Origin of the sequence: Acidipropionibacterium jensenii (genome assembly GCF_005890135.1) — a bacterium.
Taxonomy (GTDB): Bacteria; Actinomycetota; Actinomycetes; order Propionibacteriales; family Propionibacteriaceae; genus Acidipropionibacterium; species Acidipropionibacterium jensenii.
Genome location: NZ_CP040635.1, coordinates 916,540 through 938,738, shown reverse-complemented (window position 1 = coordinate 938,738; position 22,199 = coordinate 916,540). Strand labels below are relative to the sequence as shown.

General features: G+C 69.0%; 22 protein-coding genes. 14 read left to right on the top strand and 8 right to left on the bottom strand.

From position 1 onward, the window contains the following. Positions 1-58 precede the first annotated feature (58 nt). The 6 genes from FEZ32_RS04095 to FEZ32_RS04070 all read left to right on the top strand — a co-directional run bounded on the left by FEZ32_RS04095 (position 59) and on the right by FEZ32_RS04070 (position 6,194). Positions 59-1,480: an MFS transporter gene (locus FEZ32_RS04095; RefSeq protein WP_138680839.1), complete on the top strand. Its 1,422-nt coding sequence runs from the start codon at positions 59-61 to the stop codon at positions 1,478-1,480. After that, positions 1,477-2,370, top strand: coding sequence for a hydroxyethylthiazole kinase (gene thiM / locus FEZ32_RS04090; protein WP_138680003.1), 894 nt, complete (start codon positions 1,477-1,479; stop codon positions 2,368-2,370). Before FEZ32_RS04095 ends, thiM begins: the two co-directional genes overlap by 4 nt. A 10-nt stretch (positions 2,371-2,380) precedes the next feature. Next, positions 2,381-3,037, top strand: a complete 657-nt coding sequence (locus FEZ32_RS04085; protein ID WP_138680002.1) for a thiamine phosphate synthase — start codon at positions 2,381-2,383, stop codon at positions 3,035-3,037. A gap of 312 nt (positions 3,038-3,349) precedes the next feature. Beyond that, entirely contained in the window at positions 3,350-5,407 is a 2,058-nt protein-coding gene (locus tag FEZ32_RS04080; RefSeq protein ID WP_138680001.1) for a transketolase, read from the top strand. A gap of 182 nt (positions 5,408-5,589) precedes the next feature. After that, entirely contained in the window at positions 5,590-5,868 is a 279-nt protein-coding gene (locus FEZ32_RS04075; protein ID WP_028703643.1) for a GlsB/YeaQ/YmgE family stress response membrane protein, read from the top strand. A gap of 116 nt (positions 5,869-5,984) precedes the next feature. Further along, on the top strand, positions 5,985-6,194 hold the full coding sequence (locus FEZ32_RS04070) for a hypothetical protein (RefSeq protein ID WP_036982168.1): 210 nt from the start codon (positions 5,985-5,987) through the stop codon (positions 6,192-6,194). A gap of 85 nt (positions 6,195-6,279) precedes the next feature. On the opposite strand, the gene FEZ32_RS04065 is transcribed toward FEZ32_RS04070, so the two are convergent. The 3 genes from FEZ32_RS04065 to FEZ32_RS04055 all read right to left on the bottom strand — a co-directional run bounded on the left by FEZ32_RS04065 (position 6,280) and on the right by FEZ32_RS04055 (position 9,358). After that, positions 6,280-6,933, bottom strand: coding sequence for a response regulator transcription factor (locus FEZ32_RS04065; protein ID WP_138680000.1), 654 nt, complete (start codon positions 6,931-6,933; stop codon positions 6,280-6,282). Between the two features lie 127 nt (positions 6,934-7,060). Then, a complete protein-coding gene (locus tag FEZ32_RS04060; RefSeq protein ID WP_138679999.1) occupies positions 7,061-7,918 on the bottom strand; it encodes a siderophore-interacting protein in 858 nt (285 codons plus the stop codon). Positions 7,919-7,993: 75 nt separating this feature from the next. After that, entirely contained in the window at positions 7,994-9,358 is a 1,365-nt protein-coding gene (locus FEZ32_RS04055; protein ID WP_138679998.1) for an MFS transporter, read from the bottom strand. A 348-nt stretch (positions 9,359-9,706) separates the two neighbouring features. Here FEZ32_RS04055 and FEZ32_RS04050 point away from each other — a divergent pair, with 348 nt between their 5' ends. Further along, entirely contained in the window at positions 9,707-11,668 is a 1,962-nt protein-coding gene (locus FEZ32_RS04050) for a transketolase (RefSeq protein WP_138679997.1), read from the top strand. A gap of 145 nt (positions 11,669-11,813) precedes the next feature. Then, positions 11,814-12,095: a GlsB/YeaQ/YmgE family stress response membrane protein gene (locus tag FEZ32_RS04045; RefSeq protein ID WP_027587251.1), complete on the top strand. Its 282-nt coding sequence runs from the start codon at positions 11,814-11,816 to the stop codon at positions 12,093-12,095. A 172-nt stretch (positions 12,096-12,267) separates the two neighbouring features. Here the strand turns inward: FEZ32_RS04045 and FEZ32_RS04040 are convergent, their stop codons facing one another. Next, the gene (locus tag FEZ32_RS04040) at positions 12,268-13,014 is read right to left on the bottom strand and encodes a response regulator transcription factor (RefSeq protein WP_244937900.1); all 747 of its coding nucleotides are present in this window, start codon (positions 13,012-13,014) and stop codon (positions 12,268-12,270) included. Positions 13,015-13,421: 407 nt separating this feature from the next. Between FEZ32_RS04040 and FEZ32_RS04035 the strand changes: the two genes are divergently transcribed. The 3 genes from FEZ32_RS04035 (at position 13,422) to FEZ32_RS04025 (ending at position 15,945) form a co-directional block, all read left to right on the top strand. After that, entirely contained in the window at positions 13,422-14,447 is a 1,026-nt protein-coding gene (locus FEZ32_RS04035) for a fatty acid desaturase family protein (RefSeq protein WP_236082079.1), read from the top strand. Between the two features lie 287 nt (positions 14,448-14,734). Then, positions 14,735-15,013 carry a response regulator transcription factor gene (locus FEZ32_RS04030; protein WP_097828547.1) on the top strand — a complete coding sequence of 93 codons (279 nt, stop codon included), beginning with the start codon at positions 14,735-14,737 and terminating at the stop codon, positions 15,011-15,013. Further along, positions 15,010-15,945 carry a protoporphyrinogen/coproporphyrinogen oxidase gene (locus FEZ32_RS04025; RefSeq protein ID WP_138679996.1) on the top strand — a complete coding sequence of 312 codons (936 nt, stop codon included), beginning with the start codon at positions 15,010-15,012 and terminating at the stop codon, positions 15,943-15,945. Before FEZ32_RS04030 ends, FEZ32_RS04025 begins: the two co-directional genes overlap by 4 nt. Before the next feature lie 15 nt (positions 15,946-15,960). Here the strand turns inward: FEZ32_RS04025 and FEZ32_RS04020 are convergent, their stop codons facing one another. Further along, the gene (locus FEZ32_RS04020) at positions 15,961-17,220 is read right to left on the bottom strand and encodes an IS256 family transposase (protein ID WP_138679995.1); all 1,260 of its coding nucleotides are present in this window, start codon (positions 17,218-17,220) and stop codon (positions 15,961-15,963) included. A gap of 156 nt (positions 17,221-17,376) precedes the next feature. Between FEZ32_RS04020 and FEZ32_RS04015 the strand changes: the two genes are divergently transcribed. Then, positions 17,377-17,817, top strand: coding sequence for an FAD-dependent oxidoreductase (locus tag FEZ32_RS04015; RefSeq protein WP_138679994.1), 441 nt, complete (start codon positions 17,377-17,379; stop codon positions 17,815-17,817). Between the two features lie 40 nt (positions 17,818-17,857). Here FEZ32_RS04015 and FEZ32_RS04010 read toward each other — a convergent pair whose 3' ends face one another. The 3 genes from FEZ32_RS04010 to FEZ32_RS04000 form a co-directional block, all read right to left on the bottom strand. Next, positions 17,858-19,060 (bottom strand): NAD(P)/FAD-dependent oxidoreductase, encoded by a 1,203-nt coding sequence (locus FEZ32_RS04010; protein WP_097828545.1) that lies wholly within the window; start codon positions 19,058-19,060, stop codon positions 17,858-17,860. 81 nt (positions 19,061-19,141) lie between these two features. Next, positions 19,142-20,041, bottom strand: coding sequence for an SDR family oxidoreductase (locus FEZ32_RS04005; protein WP_138679993.1), 900 nt, complete (start codon positions 20,039-20,041; stop codon positions 19,142-19,144). A gap of 82 nt (positions 20,042-20,123) precedes the next feature. Beyond that, a complete protein-coding gene (locus FEZ32_RS04000) occupies positions 20,124-20,324 on the bottom strand; it encodes a hypothetical protein (RefSeq protein ID WP_138679992.1) in 201 nt (66 codons plus the stop codon). Positions 20,325-20,696: 372 nt separating this feature from the next. On the opposite strand from FEZ32_RS04000, the gene FEZ32_RS03995 reads away from it, so the two are divergent. Both FEZ32_RS03995 and FEZ32_RS03990 read left to right on the top strand, forming a co-directional pair. Next, complete coding sequence (locus FEZ32_RS03995) at positions 20,697-21,188, top strand: transporter substrate-binding domain-containing protein (protein ID WP_138679991.1); 492 nt, start codon at positions 20,697-20,699, stop codon at positions 21,186-21,188. After that, the gene (locus tag FEZ32_RS03990; protein WP_028703907.1) at positions 21,185-22,186 is read left to right on the top strand and encodes a cation diffusion facilitator family transporter; all 1,002 of its coding nucleotides are present in this window, start codon (positions 21,185-21,187) and stop codon (positions 22,184-22,186) included. The genes FEZ32_RS03995 and FEZ32_RS03990 overlap by 4 nt, the downstream gene beginning before the upstream one ends. The last annotated feature ends 13 nt before the right edge of the window (positions 22,187-22,199 follow it).

Here is a 22,199-nt window from a genome sequence, read left to right as displayed (position 1 = left end):
GACGTCCACCGGTGCCACAGCGTCCAGCCGGGTTCTCGACGTCGAGCAGGCCGAGCGGATGCCTGCCGCCGGCCGTGCCGCGCTGCGCGCCGGTGTGGTCGGCAACTGGATCGACAACGTCCACGTCTTCCTTCCGCTCACCGCCCTGGCCCCCGCGCTGGCGGTGATCGCCGGACCCGGGGTGGCCGCCTCGACCGGCGCCGTCATCGTCATCGCGATGATGCTCGGCCGTCCGCTGGGAGGGATGATCCTCGGGCGCGTCTCGGACCGGCTCGGTCGCACCCGCACCACCCGGATCGCGATCACCGGAACCGCCTGCTGCGCCCTGCTGATCGCCGCGGTGCCCACCCACGAGATTCTCGGGGCCGGCACCATCGCGGTGATCCTGGTGCTGCGCTTCCTCGGCGGGATCTTCGTCGCCGGCGAGTACTCGGCGGCGATTCCGCTGGCCATGGAGTGGTCGCGGCCGAAGCGCCGCGGCCTGATGAGCGGGCTCATCCTGTCGATGGCGCCCTGGGCGCAGGGGTCCATCGCCTTCGCCACCGCCGGCCTGCTGGTGGGACTCGGACCCCAGCGCTACGCCGCCTGGGGATGGCGGCTGATGTTCGTCGTCGGCGCGCTGTGCTCCCTCGGGATGCTCATCTACTACCGCTACCGGGTGGTCGACGCCCCGGTCCTCCACCGCCAGGCGGCGTCCCCGGCGCACACTGCCCATTCGGGCACTGCCCAGGCGAGCTCCACCCACCCGGCCGACTCCCGGACGTCGCAGACCGGACCCGCCGCCGATCGTCCCGTTGCCGGAGTGCGCGAGGTCCTGGTCGGACGCTGGGCACCGGCCTTCTGGCAGGTCTTCACCCTGATGAGCGGCCTGTGGCTGCTCACCAACGCCGTCGTCATCATGCTCACCGCCAGACTGTCCACCGACGCCGGACTCCCGGCCACCGGCGTCTCGGTGGCGATGGGTGTGGCATCGGTGGCCCAGGCCATCCTGATGGCCGTCGCCGGTCACCTCTCGACCCTCACCGGACGACGCAACCTGCTGGTCGTCTGGGGAGCCGTCGCCGCGCTGGCCGGCCCGGGACTGTGGTGGGCGACCGTCAACTCCCACACCCTCGGCCGCGCCGCGATCCTGGCCGCCGTCCTGCAGGTCATCACCGTGTCGGCCTACGGGCCCGTCTCGGCCTACCTGTCGGAGCGGTTTCCCAGCGAGGTGCGCTCCACCGGCTACGGGATGGGATACAGCCTCTCGCTCATCGTGCCGGCCCTCTACCCGTTCTACCTGCCCACCCTGGAGAGGGCTGTCGGGTCGCACTCGGCGATCATGGGTCTGGTCGCCCTGGGCGGGATCCTCGTGGTGATCGGCGCGCTGTGCGGGCCGCGACTGGGACCCTCCGACATCGACGCCGGGATCGACGAGGTGGCCCACGCCTCGACCCGCCGCCGGGCCCTCCGGGTACCGACGTCGGCGGGTTCGCGATGAGCTGGGGACTGCACCCGGACCTGGCCGAGGACGGGGACCTCGCCGAGGTGGCCGACGTCATCGCCCGGACCAGACGGCGTCCCCCGTTGGTGCACTGCATCTCGGCGGCCGTCTCGATGGACCTGGTCGCCAACGGACTGCTGGCCGCCGGCGCCCGGCCGGTGATGACCGAGACCCTCCAGGAGGCGCCCGCCGTCACCGAGATCGCCGACATCCTGCTGGTCAACTTCGGAACCCTCAGCACCGACGCGATGGACGGGATCCCCGCCACCGTCGAGGCCTCCCGCCGGGCCGGACATTTCTGGGTGCTCGACCCCACCGCCATCGGGGCCGCCCCGATCCGCACCCGGATGGCCCGCGACCTGCTGGCCGGCCGGCCGGCGGTGGTGCGGGGCAATGCCTCCGAGATCCTGGCGCTGACCGGGGGAGGGGGAGGCCGCGGGGCCGACTCCGAGGACCCGGTGGAGGACGCGCGGGGAGCCGCCGAGACGGTCGCCGGGCAGACCGGCGGTGCGGTGGCGGTCTCCGGGCGGGTCGACCTGGTGGTTGGCGCCGGAGAGCCTCGACGGGTCGCCCGCGGGGACCCGATGATGGCGCGGGTCACCGGGACCGGATGTCTGCTCGGCGGTCTGGTCGCCGCCTGCCTGGCGGCCTCGACCCCGACGCCGGTGTCAGACTCGACGCCGACGCCGGCTCCCGCCTCGGTGCCCGATCCCACCCGCGCCGCCACCGCCGCCCTGGCCGCCACCGTGTGGATGAACCTCGCCGGGGAGCTCGCCGGCTGGCGGGCCGCCCGCCCCGGCAGCTTCCGGATGGCCCTGCTGGACGCCCTCGACGAGGTCGGCGAGGCGGCCGAGAGGCTGGACGCCGACCGGGGCCTGGAGATCTGAGGAGATGCCGATGACGCACACCGAACCGCTGGACATCCGCTGCTACCTGGTGACCTCGGGCACCGACCGGCACACCGTCGAGACGGCCGCCCGCGCCGCCGCCGCCGGAGCCGGAATGGTGCAGGTGCGCGCCAAGCAGCTGCCCACCGCCGAGCTGCTGGCGCTGCTGACTGCGGTGGCCGAGGCGGTGCACCAGGCGGCCCCCGCCACCCGGGTCGTGGTCGACGACCGCGCCGACGTCGCCTTCGCCGCGATGCACGCCGGCACCCCGGTGCACGGCGTCCACCTCGGCTGGGACGACCTTCCCGTGGAGGCGGCCCGCGCCATGCTCGGACCCGACGCGATCATCGGGCTGACCACCGGCACCGCAGACCTGGTCCGGCGCGCCGACGCGCTGTCGGAGTACATCGACTACCTCGGCTGCGGACCCTTCCGGCCCACCCCCACCAAGAACTCCGGCCGCACCCCGCTGGGGGTGGAGGGATACCGGCCGCTGGTCGCCGAGACCCGGCTGCCGATGGTGGCGATCGGCGACGTCGGCCCCCACGACGCACCCGCCCTGGCCGCCACCGGGGTGGCCGGGGTCGCGGTGGTGCGCGCCATCATGACCGCCGACCAACCCGAGGACGTCGTCCACCAGATTCTCAGGGCCTTCCCGCACCCCTGAGCCAGCGTCCCTGAGCGGGGGTGGATCCCGCCGGGCTCGGGCGCACGGACCCCTGCTGGGCCCGCGCCGATACCCCCTGTGTCGGGCCCCTGCTCGGGCGTTCTCCCGTGTTGACTCGTGCCCACCACCCCGTAGTGCGCCACCAGCCGGACCATCACACCCTCGGGGGTGTACCCGCCGGCTCGGCCGAAGGGCAGTCTGGTCAGGTACTGGGGCCGCTGGGCCCGCGCGGCACCCGCAGTGTCGGGCAGCCCGCCCCAGGACCGTGCGGCCGGCGAGACCGCTGGAGCCCGAGCAGGGAAGGAGTGCGACATGGCCGAGGACGACACCAGAAGTCTTGCGGAGGCTGCAGATCTGGCGGCGCAGCTGCGCGTGGACTCCATCCGCGCCAGCACGAGCGCGGGCTCGGGCCATCCGACGTCATCCCTGTCGGCCGCCGATCTGCTGGCGGTGCTGGTCCTTCGTCATCTGCGCTACGACTGGAATCACCCGTCGACCGCCACCAATGACCACCTGATCTACTCCAAGGGGCACGCCTCCCCGCTCGTCTACTCCGTGCTGCGGGCCACCGGGCAGATCAGCGAGGAGGAGCTCCTCACCGGATACCGGCGCTTCGGGCAGCGACTCCAGGGCCACCCGACACCGGTCCTTCCGTGGGTCGACGTCGCCACCGGCTCGCTGGGGCAGGGGCTGCCGGACGGGGTGGGAATCGCCCTGGCCGGCAAGTATCTGGAGAAGCTCCCCTACCGGGTGTGGGTGCTGTGCGGAGACTCCGAGATGGCCGAGGGGTCGATCTGGGAGGCGCTGGACAAGGCCTCGCACTACGAGCTCGGCAATCTCGTCGTGATCGTCGACGTGAACCGGCTCGGTCAACGGGGTGCCACCGCACTGGGCTGGGACCTCGACGCCTACGCACGGCGCACCGAGGCCTTCGGCGCCCGGGTGCTGACGGTCGACGGGCACGACCTCGCCGCCATCGATGCAGCACTGCACGATGTGGACTCGGGCCAGGACGACCGACCCACGGTCATCCTGGCGCGGACGGTCAAGGGCAAGGGGGTTGCCGAGGTCGAGGACAGTCCCGACTGGCACGGCAAGCCGCTGCCGGGCGACCTCGCCGAGGAGGCGATCGAGGCCCTGGGCGGCGTCCGAGAGATGACGGTCACCAGCATCGCCCCGCCGCAGGCAGAGTCCGTCGAGGGCCCCGCAGAAAGTCCCGCCGAGAGTCCCGCAACCAGCTCTGACACGAGCTCCGACACCAGCTCTGACACGGACCCTGCCGCTACCCCTGACACGGGCGCGGGTGCAGAACAGCACTCCTCGCAGCCGGACGCGGCCACCGCGACCGCTGCGTCTCAGCGGTCCGGGGCCGTGATGCCGCGCTACCGGCACAGCGACCGGGTGGCCACCAGGAAGGCCTACGGGGAGGCACTCGTGGCTCTTGGTGAGATCGACCCGCTGGTGGTGGGACTGGATGCCGAGGTGTCCAACTCCACCGGTGCGGGAGCATTCGCCGAGGCCTTCCCCGACCGGTTCTTCGAGATGTTCATCGCCGAGCAGCAGCTCATCGCGGCGGCCACCGGAATGGCCGTGCGCGGCTTCAAGCCCTTCGCCTCGACCTTCGCGGCCTTCCTCAGCCGCGCCTTCGACTTCATCCGGATGGGTGCGATCACGGGCGCCGATCTCAGAATCGTCGGCTCCCATGCCGGCGTGGAGATCGGTGCGGACGGCCCGTCCCAGATGGCCCTGGAGGACCTGGCGATGATGCGCTCGGTGCTGGGCTCGACGGTCCTCTACCCCAGTGACGCGCCCAGCACGGTCGCACTGGTTGCCCAGATGGCGGACATCAGCGGCATCAGCTATCTACGGACCACCCGGGGGTCCTACCCGGTCATCTACGGTCCGGCGGAGGAGTTCCCGATCGGCGGGTCGAAGATCCTGCGCTCCAACGGGATGGACGACGTCACCGTCGTGGGTGCCGGGGTCACGGTCCACGAGTGCATCGGAGCCGCCGACCTGCTCGCCCGCGAGGGCATCGGGGCGCGGGTGATCGACTGCTACTCGGTCAAGCCGATCGACGTCGACACCCTCGCCGAGGCCGTCAGGCACACCGGGGGCCGGCTCGTGATCGCCGAGGACCACCACCCCGAGGGCGGCCTGGGAGAGGCGGTCATCGCAGCGCTGACAGAGGTCGAGGGCGTCGGCGCACTGTCTGTGCGGCACCTGGCGGTACGCGACCTGCCGGGCTCCGGCACGGCCGCCGAGCTGCTCGAGGCGGCCGGTCTCTCGGCCGGTCGGATAGCCCGGGCCGCACGCGAGCTCTTCGACGAGCGTGACGCCGAGCACGATGCCCAGGGCAACGTCCGGTAGGCAGCGAGTCGGCATCGAGTCGGCAGCGGAACGGCAGCGAGTAAGCAGCGGGTCGGAACAGACGTGGGGCCGGCGAATCGCGACCAGCACCTCCTCATTCCTGGAGGAGCGGGTCGCGGCACCGGTCCCGGAAAAGTCCCCAGACATCATGGGGAATTGACACACAAAGGAAAGGATCAGTCGTGGGAAACATCATCTCATGGATCATTATCGGAATTCTGGCCGGAGCCGTGGCCAAACTCATTCTTCCGGGAAAGCAGGAGGGCGGCTGGTTCAGCACCATGGTGCTCGGCCTCATCGGAGCCATTGTCGGCGGACTCATCGGCGGCCTGTTCGGAGGCGGTGGAGTCGGCGCGACATTCTCCAACCCGTGGTCGTGGGGGTCATTCATCACGGCCGTGATCGGCGCCATCATCTTCTCGTTCGTCTGGGGATGGATCAGGAGCAGGTCGAAGGCCTGACACCGATCGCGCGGTGGGCCCCTCCGGGGTCCGCCGCGTCACCCCTCGGGGCGCCGCCGCAACGTCGCGCAGTGAGTCCGAACCGACCAAGGGACCGAACCGACAAGGGGACCGAGATGGCGTACACGAGCATTGATGATCTTCCGGACTTCCTGCGCCAGACCCTGCCGCTCCACGCCCAGGAGATCTACCGCGCGGCCTACAACCGGGGAGTGGGGTGTCCCGGATCTCCCGAGGGCCAGCACCCCGACACCGACACCACGACAAGCGGGCAGGACGCCGTCCGGAGTGGGACGGCCGTCACCGAGCAGGGCGCCGGGAGATAGCCCCGGCGCCTCACAGAAGACTCCGCCCGGTCTCACAGGCAGCGCTGCCCGAGCCTCACAGGCCGGCCGGGTGCCGGCCGGCGCCTCAGGCCTGGCCGCTGCCCACCGTCTCGGCGCTGCTGGACGGCACCATGCCGTGCGCCGCACCCCAGAGGATCGCCTGACTGCGGCGCTCGACTCCGATCTTGCGGTAGGCGTTGCGGATGTACGTCTTGACCGAGTTGATCGTGAGATAGCAGGACCGGGCGATCTCGTCGTTGGTGGCGCCCTGACAGATCAGCGCCATCATCTCCGCCTCCCGGGGCGACAGCCCGGTCTCCTGCCCCGGCCACGGGTGGGACTGGTCCTCGGCGGTCCAGGGGTCCAGCACGACGACGTCCTCCCCGCGGTAGATCTGCACGAGGGCGTCTCCGAGCTGGCGTCTCTCCAGGGCCTTGGAGAGGTATCCGCGGACTCCGGCGTCCAGCACCTGACGGACCCGCTGCGGGTCGAGGTTGCCGCTGTAGATGACGATCCTGCTGCACGCGGTGTTGTGGAGAAGGGCCATCAGCTCGGCATCGTCCTCGCGTCGCGCGAAGGCGTCGAAGAGCACGATGTCCACCGGGGAGGAGGGCGTCGCCCGGGCCAGCGACTCGAGGACCTCGAAGCGGGGGTCCTCGTTGAGCATCTGCGCCAGGCCGTGGGCGATGACCGGGTAGTCATTGGCCACGGTCACCGAGATCGGTTCCTGGATGTCCATTCCTGCCTTCTCCCTGCGATGGATCGACGAGCACTCCGGTGGACGCCGCCCGTCGGGACAGCCTCTCACGGGCGGCTCCTCCGGGCCCTTGGCGGGGGTGCCCCGACATCCCTCCTCGGACGGTCTCTCAGTCTCCCGACTCGGCGATCATCGCCTTGTTGAAGCGGCTCTTGATCGCCCGCCACGCCTCGGTGTCGCGACCCGAGAACCAGTACGCCGACAGGTGCATCCGATCCTTCGGGAGCCCCCGGTCCACCCGCAGATGGCGGCGCAGCGGCCGGACCATCTCGGCCTGGCCGTGCACGAAGGCCCACCACGGCCCCGACGGCGTCGCCAGGTCGCGGACCGCGTCCACCAGGGCCGCCCCTCCCGGCGAGACCGGCACCGGGACGATCCGGACCCCCGGACGCTGCGGCAGCGGGTAGTGGAGGTCCCCCTGCTCCACCAGGACGACCGCCGAGGAGTCGGCCGGCAGCGCCTCGAGGGCGTTGGCGATGGCCGGCTGGGCGACCGCGTCACCCACCATGAGCACGGTCATCGGCTCGGTGGAGTCCGGCATCTGCCAGTGCCCGCCCGGGCCGCGCACGGTGACGACGTCGCCCGGCGCCACCGAGTCGGCCCAGCGCGCTCCCGGCCCGTCGTGCGGCAGCCGGAGGACGTCGATCCCCCAGGCGCCGGTGGCCGGGTCGGCGCGACGCCGGGTGTAGGTCCGCAGCAACGGCGCGGGGGCCGGGGCCGGCTGGGTTGCCTGGGCTGCCGGGGCCGCCGGATCTGGCGTCGAGAGGGTCTCGGAGCCGGCGGCGGGCAGGGTCTGGGAGTCGGGGGCGGACAGGTGCTCGGGGCCGGGGGCGGGCAGCATGATCTTGACGTGGTCGTCGACGAAGACCCGCGGGGAGAGACCACCTGGCTCGAAGTCGATCGAGACGACTCCGGGGACCTGCCGTGTGACGGCGGTCACCCGGACCTGCTGTATCGATTTCGCCATGCCCCGAAGCCTAGTTGCGGGTTGATAAGGGTTACCTCACTTCGGGGTGTCGCAGTGATCGGGTCCGGTCGGCACTCAGCCGAGCTGTCCGGCCCCCTGGAGCTCTGCCGGCGTCACCTGGTCGTCGGTGGTGGCGTCCCTGCGGCTGAGATGCCGGGAGCTGATCGCCAGTCCGGCCAGGGTCAGCGCGCCGCCGATTGCCACGTACACCGAGATCCCCACGCTGCCGTGGAAGTGACCCAGCAGGGCGGTCGCGATGGAGGGGGACAGGCCCCCGCCCAGCACCGCGCCGAGGTTGTAGGACAGCGCCACCCCGGAGTACCGGTGCTCGGGCCGGAACAGGCTGACGTAGTAGGCGGCCATCGGCCCGAAGACGAAGCTCAGTCCGACATAGGCCGCCACCATCGCCAGGAAGAGCCCCGGCAGGCTGCCGCTGTTGATGAGCCAGAAGTAGGGGAAGGCCCACACGATCTGGAACAGCGCGCCGACCGCCATCACCCTGGCCATCCCGAACCGGTCGGCCAGATGGCCGGCGATGAAGACCACCACGAGCATTCCGGCGGATCCGACCAGGCCGGCCAGCAGCACCTCGCTCTGGCTGAAGCCGATGGTCTTGGCGGCGTAGGAGGTGGTGAAGGAGTTGACGATGAAGATGAACTGGTTGAACCCCAGGTTCACCAGGATGCCCGCGACCAGGAAGATCAGGGCATGGGAGAAGACGCCGGCGATCGGCACCTTCCGGGTCTTCGACTCCGCCTGGAGTCGCTCGAACTCGGGGCTCTCGCTGATCCCGACCCGCACGTACAGGCCGATCGCGATGAGGATGGCAGAGGCCAGGAAGGGGATCCGCCAGCCCCAGACGCCGAAGGCGCTGCCGGTGATCATCGCCACCACCTGGAAGCTGGTGATGCCGAGCAGGCTGCCGATCGGCGAGCCGGCGGTCACCGAGGCGCCGAGGAAGGCCTTGCGACCGGCCGGGGCGTGCTCGGCCACCATGATGAAGGCGCCGCTCTGCTCCCCGCCCATGAAGACCCCCTGGAGCACCCGAAGGGTGACCAGCAGCACCGGGGCCAGTGCACCGATGGTCTGGTAGGTCGGCAGCAGCCCCATGCACACGGTGCAGGTGCCGGTGGCCAGCAAGGTGATGACGAGCATCGTCTTGCGGGAGACCCGGTCGCCGAAGTGGCCGAAGATGATCCCGCCCAGCGGCCTGGAGATGAAGCCGGCCCCGAATGCCATGAAGGATGCCAGGGTGCCGGTCAGCGGATCGGAGTGTGGGAAGAACAGGTGGGGAAAGACCAGTCCCGCTGCCAGTCCGAAGACCAGGAAGTCGTAGAGCTCGATGCCGGTACCGAAGGCGCCGGCAAGGGCGATCCTGCGCATCTCATCGGGTGAGGTGGGTCTGGTGGGGGCGCCGTTGCCTGAGGCGAGCGCGGTCATTGCGGGTCTCCTTGCTGGGGTACCGACGAGTCTGCCGGAGGGGCCCGACCCCTCGCCGCGCGTCTCGGATGACAAACAGTCCCTCCATCGGCCGGTCCTGCTGCCGGCACGGCCACCGGCGCGACGGTGCAGCCTCGCCTGGCGGGGCCAATCGGTCGGGGACGCCATCCGTCGGGGCTGCACCGGGAACCGATCGGTCCGGGTGGGCGACTACACCCCGGAGGGTGTGGTGGGTGAACCCGGTGGATGGCAGCATCAAAGGATGCGCACGCAACGGTGCACCGTTCGGGGGGCTGCAGGATCACGATCTCGGCGGTGAGCCGTGTTGTCGATCCGGAAGGACTCGCCATGACCACCGAGGAGACCACTGCCGACGATGGCAGCCGCACTGCCGCGACCCCGGCAGACATCCCTTCGAAGGTCTCTGCACAGGCCGCCACGGGATCGGACCAGGAGAGGCCTGACCTCGCGGAGGTGGCCGAGCTCGCAGCGCAGCTGCGGGTCGACTCCATCCGGGCCAGCACCAGCGCCGGCTCCGGCCATCCGACCTCCTCGCTGTCCGCCGCAGACCTGCTGGCGGTCCTGGTGACCCGCCATCTGCGCTACGACTGGGACCAGCCGGCCACACCCACCAATGACCACTTGGTGTACTCCAAGGGGCATGCCTCCCCGCTGGTCTACTCGGTGCTCAAGGCGACCGGGCAGGTCAGCGATGAGGAACTGGTCGGCGGATACCGGCGGTTCGGACAGCGCCTTCAGGGTCACCCCACCCCGATCCTGCCTTGGGTGGACGTCGCCACCGGATCACTGGGCCAAGGGCTTCCGGACGGCGTGGGGATCGCCCTGGCCGGGAAGAACCTCGAGAAGCTGCCCTACCGGGTCTGGGTGCTCTGCGGAGACTCCGAGATGGCCGAGGGATCGGTCTGGGAGGCTCTCGACAAGGCCTCCTACTACCATCTCGACAACCTCATCGTGATCGTCGACGTCAACCGGCTCGGGCAGCGGGGGCCCACCGAGCTGGGCTGGGACGTCGACAGCTACGCGCACCGTGCGCAGGCCTTCGGAGCCCGCACGCTCACCATCGACGGCCATGATCTGGACGCCGTGGACGCCGCCCTGTCGACCGCCGAGTCCGACCGGGACGGCCGCCCCACCGTCATCCTGGCCCGCACGGTCAAGGGCAAGGGGGTCCCCGAGGTCGAGGACAGCCCGGACTGGCACGGCAAGCCGCTCCCCGAGGAGCTCGCGGAGAAGGCAGTGGCCGAGCTGGGTGGCCCCCGTCAGATCCTGGTGAGGAGCCTGCGGCCGCCCGAGGCGCCCCGTCAGGAGACGCCGGCACCGGGCGCCGCTCTGCAGCTGCCGCACTACCGCCACGGTGAGGAGGTCGCCACCCGCAAGGCCTACGGGGCCGCCCTGACGGCTCTCGGACAGGCCGACCCGCGAGTCGTGGCGCTGGACGCCGAGGTGTCGAACTCGAGTGGTGCGGGGGCGTTCGCAGAAGCCCTTCCCGATCGCTTCTTCGAGATGTTCATCGCCGAGCAGCAGCTCATCGCCGCCGCCACCGGGATCGCCGTGCGCGGATACAAGCCTTTCGCGTCGACCTTCGCGGCCTTCCTCACCCGTGCCTACGACTTCATCCGGATGGGGGCGATCACGGGCGCGGATCTCAGGATCGTCGGCTCCCACGCCGGTGTGGAGATCGGTGCGGACGGCCCCTCGCAGATGGCCCTGGAGGATCTGGCGATGATGCGTGCGGTGCTGGGCTCGACCGTGCTCTACCCCAGCGACGCCGTCAGCACCGGCGCCCTGGTCGCACAGATGGCCGATCTCGAGGGCATCAGTTATCTGCGGACCACGCGCGGCGGGTACCCGGTCGTCTACGACTCCGATGAGGACTTCCCGATCGGCGGATCGAAGATCCTGCGCTCCAACGGAAAGGACGAGGTGACCCTCGTCGGCGCCGGGGTGACCCTGCACGAGAGCCTGAAGGCCGCAGACCTGCTCGCCGAGGAGGGCATCGAGGCCCGGGTGATCGACTGCTACTCGGTCAAGCCGATCGACGCCGCCACCCTGGTCGATGCGGTCGGTCAGACCGGCGGGCGGATCGTGGTGGCCGAGGACCACCATCCCGAGGGAGGCCTCGGGGAGGCCGTGGTCGCCGCGCTGGTTCGGTCCGGAGTGGCGGACCTGTCGGTGCGCCACCTGGCAGTGCGCGAACTGCCCGGATCCGGCACCACCGCCGAGCTTCTCGGCTGGGCCGGTATCTCCGCCTCGGATATCGCCCGGGCGGCGCGGGAACTGGCCCGCTGAGGTGCCGGTGTCAATGATCAAGCGACGGGTCGGTTCAGCGGAAGCACGTATTCACCTCTCGGAGTAATTTGCCTCCGGGGGAGAGTTCTGGTGAATTTTCCCGTACTCTGGAGGAGAAGGAGGTTTCTTTTCGAAAGGAGAAATCATGGGAACTGTGATCTCATGGATAGTTGTCGGTCTGTTGGCCGGAGCACTGGCCAAATTGATCCTCCCTGGTAAGCAGGGCGGCGGCTGGGGCAGCACCATTGTGCTCGGTCTTATCGGCGCCATCGTCGGCGGATTCATCGGAGGCCTGTTCGGTGGCGGCGGCGTGGGCGCAACCTTCTCCAACCCTTGGTCGTGGGGATCGTTCATCACCGCGGTCATCGGCGCGATCATCTTCTCCTTCGTCTGGGGCTGGATCAGAGGCCGCGGGCAGAAGGCCTGAAAGGTCTGAACCCGAGCCGTACCGGCGAGCTCGAGGATGCGGGGCGGTGCGAAGGCGCCGCCCCCTCGCGTATCACCGGCGATCCGCGGCAGGCCGCCTGACCGGAGATCTCAGGCCGGCGGCGGGAGCCGTGCGGCCTAGGCAGGTCCGCGACGGCTGACCGAGAGCGGGGTCAGCCGGTGGTCTGCTCGGATCTGGAGGTGGTTGTCGGTGACATGCCATGTCCGACCCCCCACAGGATCGCCTGGCTACGCCGTGAGACGCCGATCTTGCGGTAGGCGTTGCGGATGTAGGTCTTCACCGAGTTGATCGTCAGATAGCAGGACGTGGCGATGTCCTCATTGGTGGCCCCCTGGCAGATCAGGGCCAGCATCTCGGCCTCACGGGCCGACAGTCCGTAACTCTGGCCTGGCCAGGCGTGATACTGGGTGTCGCTGCCGGTGGGTTCCAGTTCCATCACCCGCTCGCCCTGATGGATCCGGACCAGCGCATCGCCGAGCTGACGGTCGTCCAAGGCCTTGGAGAGGTACCCGCAGACCCCCATCCGGAAGGTGAGGCTCACTCTCTCGGGGTCCAGATTTCCGCTGTAGACCACGATCTTGCCGCACTTAGGGTCTCGCAGCAGAGCCCCCAGCTCGGAATCGTCATCCCGCCTGGCGAAGGCGTCGAACAGGACGATGTCGACCGGCGACGAGGGGGTCGCCAGGGAGAGCGACTCGACGACCTGGAATCGGTGGTCCCTTCCGAGCATCTCGGCCAGACCGTGCGCAATGACCGGGTAGTCGTTGGCCACGGCGACCGAGATGAGTACCTGGGCGCTCATTGCTGAGATCTCCTTGCGGTTGCCGGCGGTGCGCCGGTGATGGCGGGTGTCGGGAGTGCTGTCGGCCGTCGGCGGCCCCCGAGGAGGACCGGCCATCACCGCTGCGCGACTGCCGGGGCGAGGATTCAGCCCCGGGAGCGGTCAGTTCGCACGCCCCGATTCTGAAGGGATTGTACCCGCTGGGCTGAACCGGCCGTGCCAACCGGGAGGGTCCCGGATCCGGAGCCGGGGGTTACTTACGAAGTTCTTAATATGACACATCTTGGGCGATGGGATGGCGACGTAAAATAAATAGAGGTGGTCAGGACTGGCGACCTTCGCTTCACTTTCGAAGGAGAGGTTCCATGTCAGACACTCCACTTGCGGTTTCCGGAATTCATCCTGTTGAGGATGTCAAGAATATTGGGAATGGCCGTGCTGGGCCCCGCGACGGCGGGTCGCACCGCACCGGCCGAGTCCCCGGAAAGGCCCGTCGGCAACGGGCCACGACGGAGTTCTCCCAGTTGAGCTCCCAGATGCAGGAGGCGGGCCTGATGGGCCGCCGACGCGGGTACTACTGGGTGCGATTCGCGCTGCTCACGGTCGTGCTCAGCGGACTCGTGGCAGTGTTCATCCAGATCGGCAACTCGTGGTGGCAGCTGTGCACGGCGGCGGTCTTCGCCCTGGTCTTCACCCAGATCGCCTTCCTCGGCCATGACGCGGCCCACCGGCAGATCTTCCAGTCCGGGAGGTGGAACAACTGGGCTAGCCTGGTGATCAGCAATCTGTACGTCGGCATGAGCGTCGGCTGGTGGAACAACAAGCACAATCGCCACCACGGCAACCCCAATCGCGTCGGCTACGACCCGGACATCCAGATTCCGGTGGTCCGGACCGACTCGCTGCGGGCCCTGCGCAGCCGCAGCGCGGTGGCGAGGTGGGTCCTGGCTCATCAGAGTGTCGGCTTCACCCCATTCCTGCTGTTCCAGGGGCTCATCCTCCATGTGCAGAGCCTCAAGCGGTTGTTCGGCCGTGGCCCCGTCCAGCACCGCAGCGTGGAGATCAGCATGATCCTGGTTCGCCTCGTCGGCTTCACCGGCCTGGTGTTCCTGGTCCTCTCACCGGGCCGCGCACTGGCATTCCTCGGGCTCCAACTCGCGGTGTTCGGGTTCTATCTCGGCACCGTCTTCGCCGTCAATCATATGGGGATGCCGCTCGTCCCGAAGGACGTGAAACTCGATTTCTTCCGGCGTCAGACTCTCACCGCCCGTGATATTCGCGGGGGCCGACTGGCGGCTTTTCTGATGGGTGGTCTCAACTATCAGATCGAGCACCACCTGTTCCCCTCGATGGCCCGTCCCAATCTGCGCAGGGCGGCACAGGTCATCAAGAGGTTCTGCGATGAGCACGACGTGCGCTACACCAGGACCGGTCTGGCCGAGGCGCTGCGGAGCGTCACCGCCTACATCGACAGCGTGGGGCTGGGCCATCAGGATCCCTTCGAGTGTCCCCTCATCGCAGTGCGACGTTCGGGCGCACCGATCGGATGATGCCGTCGCCACGGTCGGGTACCCGGCCGTGGCGGTCCCGGTCGGTGATCGGCTGGTTGTAGCCTGGGCCGCGTGAACCCGCACGGGGGACGCGGGCGATTGATCCGAGGACATTCACACGACGGCATAGGGTGCCGTCCAAAAGCATTGCCACGGGGTTGTCACCGCTGCTCCATCACGAATTCCATCGAGGGAATTCTCCGCCGCGTTGAGTTTGCGGCACCCAAGGGTAGCGTCGGAGAAGTTGGGCGATCCGTTCAGTGAGTCGATACAGAGAGGAACGAGCCATGGCCACCAATACTGAGCCTGTATTCCGATCGCAGGAAGAGGGGCGAGAGCTGTCGGCTCGGGAGGCACAGATGCTCGCGCTGATCTGCGAGGGCGCCACCAACGACGAGATCGCCTCGATCTGCTACCTCACCATCAATTCCGTGAAGGCCTATATTCGCAATGCGTATCGCAAGATCGGGGTCGGCCGCAGGAGCCAGACCATCGTGTGGGGCTCGCGGCACGGCATGGTGAGGTCGGCGGCGCAGTACCGATCGCAGCCGGACCTCGCGCAATGACCAGTTCCGAGAAGATCGTCGTGGTGGGCGGCGGATGCGCCGGCCTGTCGGCCGCCGACACCCTGCAACGAGCCGGGCTCGATTACGTGCTGCTGGAAGCCGGTGACCGGGTCGGTGGCCGGGTCGGGAATCGCACGAACGGCAGTTCCACCTGGGCCATCGGCGCGACGATGACCGAGCCGCAGTGGGAGACCACCGGCCAGTATCTGCGTGAACTCGGGATCCTCGACGAGGTCCGCAAGGTCCGCACCCAGTGCTTCGGGATGTGGGACGGTCAGTGCACCTGGTACCTCACCCTGGGACGCGGAATGCGCCCGGCCCAGCTGTGGCACTTCCTGCGAGGTGCGTTACCGCTCTCGGTCTACCTCCAGGCGATCTGCTTCGGGGCGACCGTGCTGCCCCACCTGGTGAAGGCCGGGCCCGCCTCGCGCAAGTACGACCTCAGTTGGCTCTCACGTCTCCAAGCCACCACCACGGCGCAGTTCGGCCGACGACACGGCGGCCCGGAGTTCACCGACCGGATCCTCGGGCCCTTCCTGGCGACGATGGTGCTCGGTCGCACCACCGATGTCAGCATCGCCCTGCCACTGGCCACCCTGGCACTGATGAGAGGCATGCGAACCCTTGAGGGCGGCATGGCGTCGATCACCGATGCGCTCCACGATCGGGTGCAGGACCACGTACGGCTCTCGACGCCGGTGGAGGAGATCGTGGTGGAGAACGGGGCTGTCACGGGTGTACGCACTCCCGAAGGAGTCGTTGCGGCGAGCGCCGTCATCTGCGCCACCGATGCCCAGGTGGCACGAAGGATCATCCCTGCGCTGCCCGGGCGGATGGCCGATGACCTGTCGGCGTGTAGTTACACCTCCACCTACAACTACGTATTCGGGCTCGAGGGTCAAGTCCCTGGTAGTGGTGTATCCGTTTCGTGATCTTTCGATACGGGGTCAGGCTGCCAGTTCGGGTGGGATGGGGTCTGCTCCTTCCAGGTGCGTCTGGTCCGGGCCGTCGGGGTTGTGAGTGCCTCGTGAGCGTTCCAGGACCTCCAGGCCCAGGTAGCGCCGGCCCTCGGCCCACTCATCGGTCTGCTCGGCCAGCACGGCCCCGACGAGCCGGATGACGGCCTCCCTGTTGGGAAAGATCCCCACGGCATCGGTACGCCGCCGGATCTCCTTGTTCAGCCGCTCCTGAGGATTGTTCGACCAGATCTGGCGCCACACGTCGACCGGGAAACTCGTGAACGCCAACAGATCGGCCCGCGCGGCGTCCAGATGGGCATGGACCTGGGGAAGCTTGGCCTCCACATAGTCCAGCAGCCGGTCGAACTGGGCGTCGACGGCGGCCGCGGAGGGCTGGTCGTAGACCGAGTGGAGCATGGCCTTGACCGCCTGCCACAGGCTCTTGGGGCACACGCTCATCAGATTGGCCGCGTAGTGGGTCCTGCACCGCTGCCAGGCAGCCCCGGGCAGGTTCGCCGCGATCGCCTCCCTCAGCCCGGCATGGGCATCCGAGGTGACCAGCCGCACCCCGGACAGGCCCCGGGCCACCAGATCGGCGAAGAACGTGTTCCAGGCCGGCCCGGTCTCAGCGGTGGCGACCTGGAGGCCCAGGACCTCCCGGTGGCCGTCCGCGTTGACCCCGGTGGCAGTCAGCACGACCGCGTTGATGACCCGTCCGGCCTCCCGGACCTTCATCGTCAGGGCGTCAGCGGCCACGAACGTGAACGGGCCCGCCTCGCCCAGAGGCCTGTGGCGGAAGGCCTCGACCTGGGCGTCGAGGTCGGCGGCCATCCTGGAGACCTGGGACTTCGACAGGGAGTCGATACCCAGGCTCTTGACGAGCTTGTCCATCCGGCGGGTGGAGACCCCGGCCAGGTAGGCGTCGGCGACCACGGTGATCATCGCCGACTCGGCGCGCTTGCGCCGCTCCAGCAGCCACTCGGGGAAGTAGCTGCCCTGGCGGAGCTTGGGGATCGCCACGTCCACCGTGCCGACCCGGGTGTCCAGGTCGCGGTGACGGTAGCCGTTGCGCTGGACGAGGCGGTCGGGGTCGGGGCGGCCGTACTCCGCGCCGGCGACCTGGTCGGCGTCGGCTGACAGGAGCATGTTGATCATCGTCTGCAGCAGTGAGCGCAGCAGGTCCGGGGAGGCCTGGCCCAGGGCTTGGTCCAGGACCCGCGTCGGGTCGACAATATGAGGAGCGGTCATCGTGGTTGTTCCTTTCGAGTGAGAAGTAGAGAGCTTTCTCGAAGGATCACACGGTGACCGCGCTGCCGTCCACCACGAAGTCGCGGAGGCCGACGGGTTGGTCACCAGCGGGTTACACCACCATAAGGGGCACTACTGGCTCGCGAGCGCCGAGTCGTGCCCGACGACTTCGTCTCGCTGATGATTCCCGAGAGCGAGGACTCCATCCTGGTCCGGGCCTTCGACGAGAACTGCGGTGCCTTCGGGCAGCGCGGCCCGCGGGGCAGCGGTCTGATGCACGCCTTCACCGCCGGTTGGCACGACGACACCCTGGTCGCCATGGACGAGCCGACCCGCCGGCGGGCCGTGATCTCCGAGATGCAGCGATTCTTCCCGGAGTTCCCCGACGAACCGGCATTCACCGACGTGATCCGCTGGGACCGGGCGCTGTGCCAGCAGTCACCGGAACAGCTCGAGGCGATGACCGATCTGCGAGGTCATCTCGACGATGTGGCAGGGCTGCATCTGGCCGGGGAGTACCTCTTCGTCAACTCCACCACCGAGGGAGCGCTGCGCACCGGGCGGCGTGCCGCCGAGCAGGTCATCTCCAGGCGCTGAGCCCGGGACCGACCGGGCACAGCGCCGCTGTCCGGCGGCCTCACCGCCGGACAGCAGACTCCAGGTCGGCCGGACTCACGATCCGTCGAGTCAGCAACGATCTGGCGGCGTCGAGTCCGTCGGCGATCTGCCACAGCAGCACCCCGACTGTCCGGCCGTCACGAATGTAGGCGACGACGCGTCCGCCGTCGCGCATTGTGGTCGTGAGAGTCTCCAGGGAGGGGTCCAGCTTGCCGATCGCCTGCCAGTCGATGCCCAGCACCCGGGAGTAGATGTACGGGGTGTAGTCGTAGGGCTCGGGGTCGCCGGCCATCGCGCGCCCGGCGGCTCGGCCCATCGTCTGGGCGTTGTCGACGTGCTCCACCCGGGCGGGTCCCAGAACGGCGTCGCGGTAACGGGCGATGTCGCCGGCGGCCCAGATCGACGGGTCGGACGTCCTGAGGTGAGCATCGACGATGATTCCGTCGTCGACACTCAGCCCGGCCTCGCGCGCCATGTGGAGGTCGGGTACCGCTCCCAGACCGGCCACCGCGGCATCGGCGGTGATCTCGCGGCCGTCGTCGAGGACAGCTGTCACGCCCACCTGCAGACCGTCCTCGCAGGGGCCGCTGCGTCGCACCTGGCGGACCCGGTGGCCGGTGATGAGACGGACTCCGGCGTCGGCGAACTCCTGGTGGTACTCCTGGGCGATGTCGGCGGGGAACATCGTGTCTCCCAGCATCTGACCCGGCAGCACGAGGGTGACCCGCCGGCCGTGCCCGACCAGGGCCGCGGCGAGCTCCGCACCGATGTACCCGCCACCGATCACCAGGAAGCTGTCACGGTACAGCGACAGACTCATCAGCCGGCGGTAGTCCTCGGCGCTGCGGTAGTAGATCACCGTTCCGGACTCAGCATCGGGCAACGTCCTCGGGACGAGCCCGGTGGCCAGCAGCAGGCGCTGGTAGCCGATCGTCTCGCCCGCGGCGGTGACGACTTGCTGGTCCGTCCGGAGAATCCGTGTCACTCTGGTCTGGAGTTGTAGGTCTGCGCCGGTGGCCTGCTGGGTGTCCAGTAGGGCGCGGTGCCACGGGAAGTGCATGTCGGTCCACAGCCTCTTGCTCAGCGCCGGACGCGCGTAGGGGGGATCGATGTCCGCGCTGAGGATTCCCAGTGCCCCCGCGACGTCGAGCTCCCTGATGCCCCGTGAAGCAGCGTCCGCGGCCATCCCGCCGCCCACGATCAGGTAGTCGTAGTGTCTCATCTGCTCTCCTTGACGGCGGTTCCGGCGGAACCGGTGATGGCTGGTCGGGGCGGTCGGCGATCCCCGTCGGCCGCCGTCGGGTCAGGGCGTCGGGCTGCCGCCGTTGACGTTGAGGGTCTCGCCCACCACGTAGCTCGACTCGGCAGAGGTGAGGAAGACATAGGCGGGTGCCAGCTCGGTGGGCTGGCCGGCCCTGCCCAGGGGGGTGTTCTGACCGAAGGAGGGCAGCGCCTCGGTGGGCTGGCCCGCCGATACCTGGAGCGGTGTCCAGATCGGACCGGGCGCCACTGCGTTGACCCTGATCCCCTGCGGGGCCAGCTGCTGGGCAAGCCCCTTGGTGAAGTTGTTGATGGCCGCCTTGGTGGAGGCGTAGTCGAGGAGGTGCGAGCTCGGCTGGTAGGCCTGGATCGACGTCGTGTTGACGATGGTGGAACCGGGGACCAGGTGGGGCAGCGCGGCCCGTGCGATACGGAACTGGGCCAGGATGTTGACCTCGAAGGTGGCAGTGAGCTGGTCGTCGGTGAGGTCCTCCAGACGCTCCACGGAGATCTGCTTGCCGGCATTGTTGACCAGCGCGTCCAAGCCTCCGAGCTCCGATGCCGCCTTCTCCACCAGATCTGAGCAGAAGGTGGCCTCGGCGAGATCGCCGGGGATCGCGACGGCGCGTCGTCCGGCCCCCTTGATGAGCTCAGCGATCCTCAGCGCGTCCTGCTCCTCGGCCGGCAGGTAGGAGATCGCGACATCTGCACCCTCTCGTGAGAAGGCGATGGCGACCGCAGCCCCGATTCCGGAGTCGGCGCCGGTGATGAGGGCCTTGCGGCCCTCCAGTCGTCCGGTGCCCCGGTAGCTCTGCTCGCCACGGTCGGCGGGAGGGTCCAGCCGCAGGTCCAGGCCGGGTTCCTGCTGGGACTGCTCGGGCGGTGAGATGGACGGGTAACGGGTGACCGGGTTCTGGAAGGTGAGCTGGGTCTCATCAGTCATGTGCTGGCCTTTCTCGAAGGAGCGTGCCCGAAGGTCTTTCCCGACCTCCGGGCACGCAATTGGAACGCAGGGTTAACAGGGATCAGTTGCCGTCGTGGCTGTGCTTGCCACCCTCGACCTTCGCCGCGTGGGGCTGAGCCTCGGCTCCCTGCCGGCCGGCCTCGCTGGGGTCGGCGGCATTCTTCTCACCGAACTTTCCGGTGCTCTGCTCGCCGCCCTTACGGGCCTGCACCTCGGTGTCCGAGCGATTGCCGAACTGGCCTGAGTTGTTCTTGTCAGCCATGGTGTACTCCTCTCCGTGCTTCTCCTCCCAACGGGACATGTCATCTCATTGGGGGTCCAACCACTCCACGAGATGTGGCATCCACCGCGAATTCCTCGGTCGTGTGCCACTGGCGGGCGAAACGCGGACGGTCATTGTTCCGCGACGTTCTCGTCGAGATATCAACTAGGATACGCAGGCCAGGGTCTGACGGCCTCACCCATAGGGGTGAGAGGTCGCGCATCGACCGCGCAGGGCACTCAGTGAATTTCCTGGCTATCGCGCACGCGAGGTCGCGGATCGGGCCGGTGAAGCACGGTGTTGACGACTTCCTGGTGAACGGGAGTTCCGGTACTGTGCGACGATCCGGGGATGGAGTAGCGAGGGGCGAGGATGACGCGACGATGGGCGCAGCGAGCGGCGATCGCCCTGCTCGCCTCAGTGGTCCTGGTGGTCGGGGCCGGCTGCGGGGCCCAGTACCCCCGCGACACCCATGGCTCGCTGCGCGCGGCCACCGGTGGCAGCCTGCGAGTGGGTGTCTCTGCCAACCCGCCGTGGACCGAGGTGGGCGCCGATGGCGAGGTGGGCGGTTCGGAGGCACGGCTCGTGGAGAGTTACGCCGCCAGCATCGGCGCCACGGTGCGGTGGCGGGTCGGCGCCGAGAGCGTGCTGGCCGAGGAGATCGACGGGGGTCAGCTCGATGTCGTGATCGGCGGCCTCACCGCGAGCTCGCCGTGGACCGAGAAGATGGCCTTCACCAGGCCCTATGCCACCGTGCAGAGCCCGAACGGCGACTCCGTGAAGCTGGTGATGGCGACCCGGCCGGGAGAGAATGCCCTGCTCGTCTCGCTGGAACGGTTCCTGGCGCATCAGGACCGGCGATGACGGCTGGCTCTCGCGGCACCGGTGACGGACGCGAACTCCCCGAGCCGCTCCAGCGCACCCTGCGGGCTGCGATCCGGCTGGAATGGCTGACAGTGGCCTCTCAGCTGGTGATCGCTGTGCTGGTGGGCGTGGTCTCGGGCCAGTCCCAGGCGATGAAGGTGGCCTGGATCGACGATGCGCTGTCCCTGCTGCCGCCGGCCGCGTTCCTGGTCGCCAGCCACCGGATCCGCAGGAGTCCCAGCGCCGACCACCCCTACGGCTTCCACCGCTCCATCGGCGTGGCCCATCTGGTCGCCGCCACGGCGCTGCTCGCGATGGGAGGCTATCTGGCGGTCGACTCGCTGATCAGCCTGGTGACGGTGGAACGGCCGCCGATCGGCATCGTGGTGATCGGTGGCCACGCGCTGTGGGCCGGCTGGCTGATGGTCGTCGTGATGGCTGTCACCAATGTCTCGCCGATCGTGCTCGGACACTTCAAGATGAAACTCGCCGAGCCGCTGCACGACAAGGTGCTCTACGCGGACGCGGCGATGAGCCGGGCCAACTGGACCTCGGCTCTGGCCACCATCGTCGGCGTGCTGGGAGTCGGTCTGGGCTGGTGGTGGGCCGATGCCACGGCCGCCGTCGTGGTGTCTGCGGGGATCGTGCGTGACGGGGTGTCGAACCTGCGTTCGGCGATCGGGGGGCTCACCGACCGGCGGGCGCGCACCTTCGACGACGCCCGCCCGCATCCGCTGCTGCGACGGATCGACGACGTGGCTGCAAGCCAGCCGTGGGTGGACGCCGTGAGAAGCCGGGTCCGTGACGAGGGGCATCTGTTCCACGTCGAGGTCTTCGTGGTGCCGACAGATCCTCGGCAGCTCTCGGTGCAGCGGTGCGCCGATCTGGTCGAGACCCTGCGGGGTCTGGACTGGAAGATCCACGACGTCGTCGTCGCACCGCTGCCCGCGCTACCGGAGCACCAGGCCTTCCCGCCGGAGGAGGCGGAGCCGGCCTAGCCCCCGGTCGGAC

What these genes read in the sequence shown, in the direction of transcription:
- FEZ32_RS04085 (WP_138680002.1), top strand. Translation starts at nt 2,381, where the DNA reads ATGACGCACACCGAACCGCTGGACATCCGCTGCTACCTGGTGACCTCG.
- FEZ32_RS04040 (WP_244937900.1), bottom strand. Translation starts at nt 13,014, where the DNA reads ATGGCCGGTCCTCCTCGGGGGCCGCCGACGGCCGACAGCACTCCCGAC.
- FEZ32_RS04020 (WP_138679995.1), bottom strand. Translation starts at nt 17,220, where the DNA reads ATGACCGCTCCTCATATTGTCGACCCGACGCGGGTCCTGGACCAAGCC.
- FEZ32_RS03990 (WP_028703907.1), top strand. Translation starts at nt 21,185, where the DNA reads ATGACGGCTGGCTCTCGCGGCACCGGTGACGGACGCGAACTCCCCGAG.
- FEZ32_RS04030 (WP_097828547.1), top strand. Translation starts at nt 14,735, where the DNA reads ATGGCCACCAATACTGAGCCTGTATTCCGATCGCAGGAAGAGGGGCGA.
- FEZ32_RS04060 (WP_138679999.1), bottom strand. Translation starts at nt 7,918, where the DNA reads ATGGCGAAATCGATACAGCAGGTCCGGGTGACCGCCGTCACACGGCAG.
- FEZ32_RS04050 (WP_138679997.1), top strand. Translation starts at nt 9,707, where the DNA reads ATGACCACCGAGGAGACCACTGCCGACGATGGCAGCCGCACTGCCGCG.
- FEZ32_RS03995 (WP_138679991.1), top strand. Translation starts at nt 20,697, where the DNA reads ATGACGCGACGATGGGCGCAGCGAGCGGCGATCGCCCTGCTCGCCTCA.
- FEZ32_RS04080 (WP_138680001.1), top strand. Translation starts at nt 3,350, where the DNA reads ATGGCCGAGGACGACACCAGAAGTCTTGCGGAGGCTGCAGATCTGGCG.
- FEZ32_RS04095 (WP_138680839.1), top strand. Translation starts at nt 59, where the DNA reads ATGCCTGCCGCCGGCCGTGCCGCGCTGCGCGCCGGTGTGGTCGGCAAC.
- FEZ32_RS04070 (WP_036982168.1), top strand. Translation starts at nt 5,985, where the DNA reads ATGGCGTACACGAGCATTGATGATCTTCCGGACTTCCTGCGCCAGACC.
- thiM (WP_138680003.1), top strand. Translation starts at nt 1,477, where the DNA reads ATGAGCTGGGGACTGCACCCGGACCTGGCCGAGGACGGGGACCTCGCC.
- FEZ32_RS04045 (WP_027587251.1), top strand. Translation starts at nt 11,814, where the DNA reads ATGGGAACTGTGATCTCATGGATAGTTGTCGGTCTGTTGGCCGGAGCA.
- FEZ32_RS04065 (WP_138680000.1), bottom strand. Translation starts at nt 6,933, where the DNA reads ATGGACATCCAGGAACCGATCTCGGTGACCGTGGCCAATGACTACCCG.
- FEZ32_RS04000 (WP_138679992.1), bottom strand. Translation starts at nt 20,324, where the DNA reads ATGGCTGACAAGAACAACTCAGGCCAGTTCGGCAATCGCTCGGACACC.
- FEZ32_RS04025 (WP_138679996.1), top strand. Translation starts at nt 15,010, where the DNA reads ATGACCAGTTCCGAGAAGATCGTCGTGGTGGGCGGCGGATGCGCCGGC.
- FEZ32_RS04010 (WP_097828545.1), bottom strand. Translation starts at nt 19,060, where the DNA reads ATGAGACACTACGACTACCTGATCGTGGGCGGCGGGATGGCCGCGGAC.
- FEZ32_RS04055 (WP_138679998.1), bottom strand. Translation starts at nt 9,358, where the DNA reads ATGACCGCGCTCGCCTCAGGCAACGGCGCCCCCACCAGACCCACCTCA.
- FEZ32_RS04005 (WP_138679993.1), bottom strand. Translation starts at nt 20,041, where the DNA reads ATGACTGATGAGACCCAGCTCACCTTCCAGAACCCGGTCACCCGTTAC.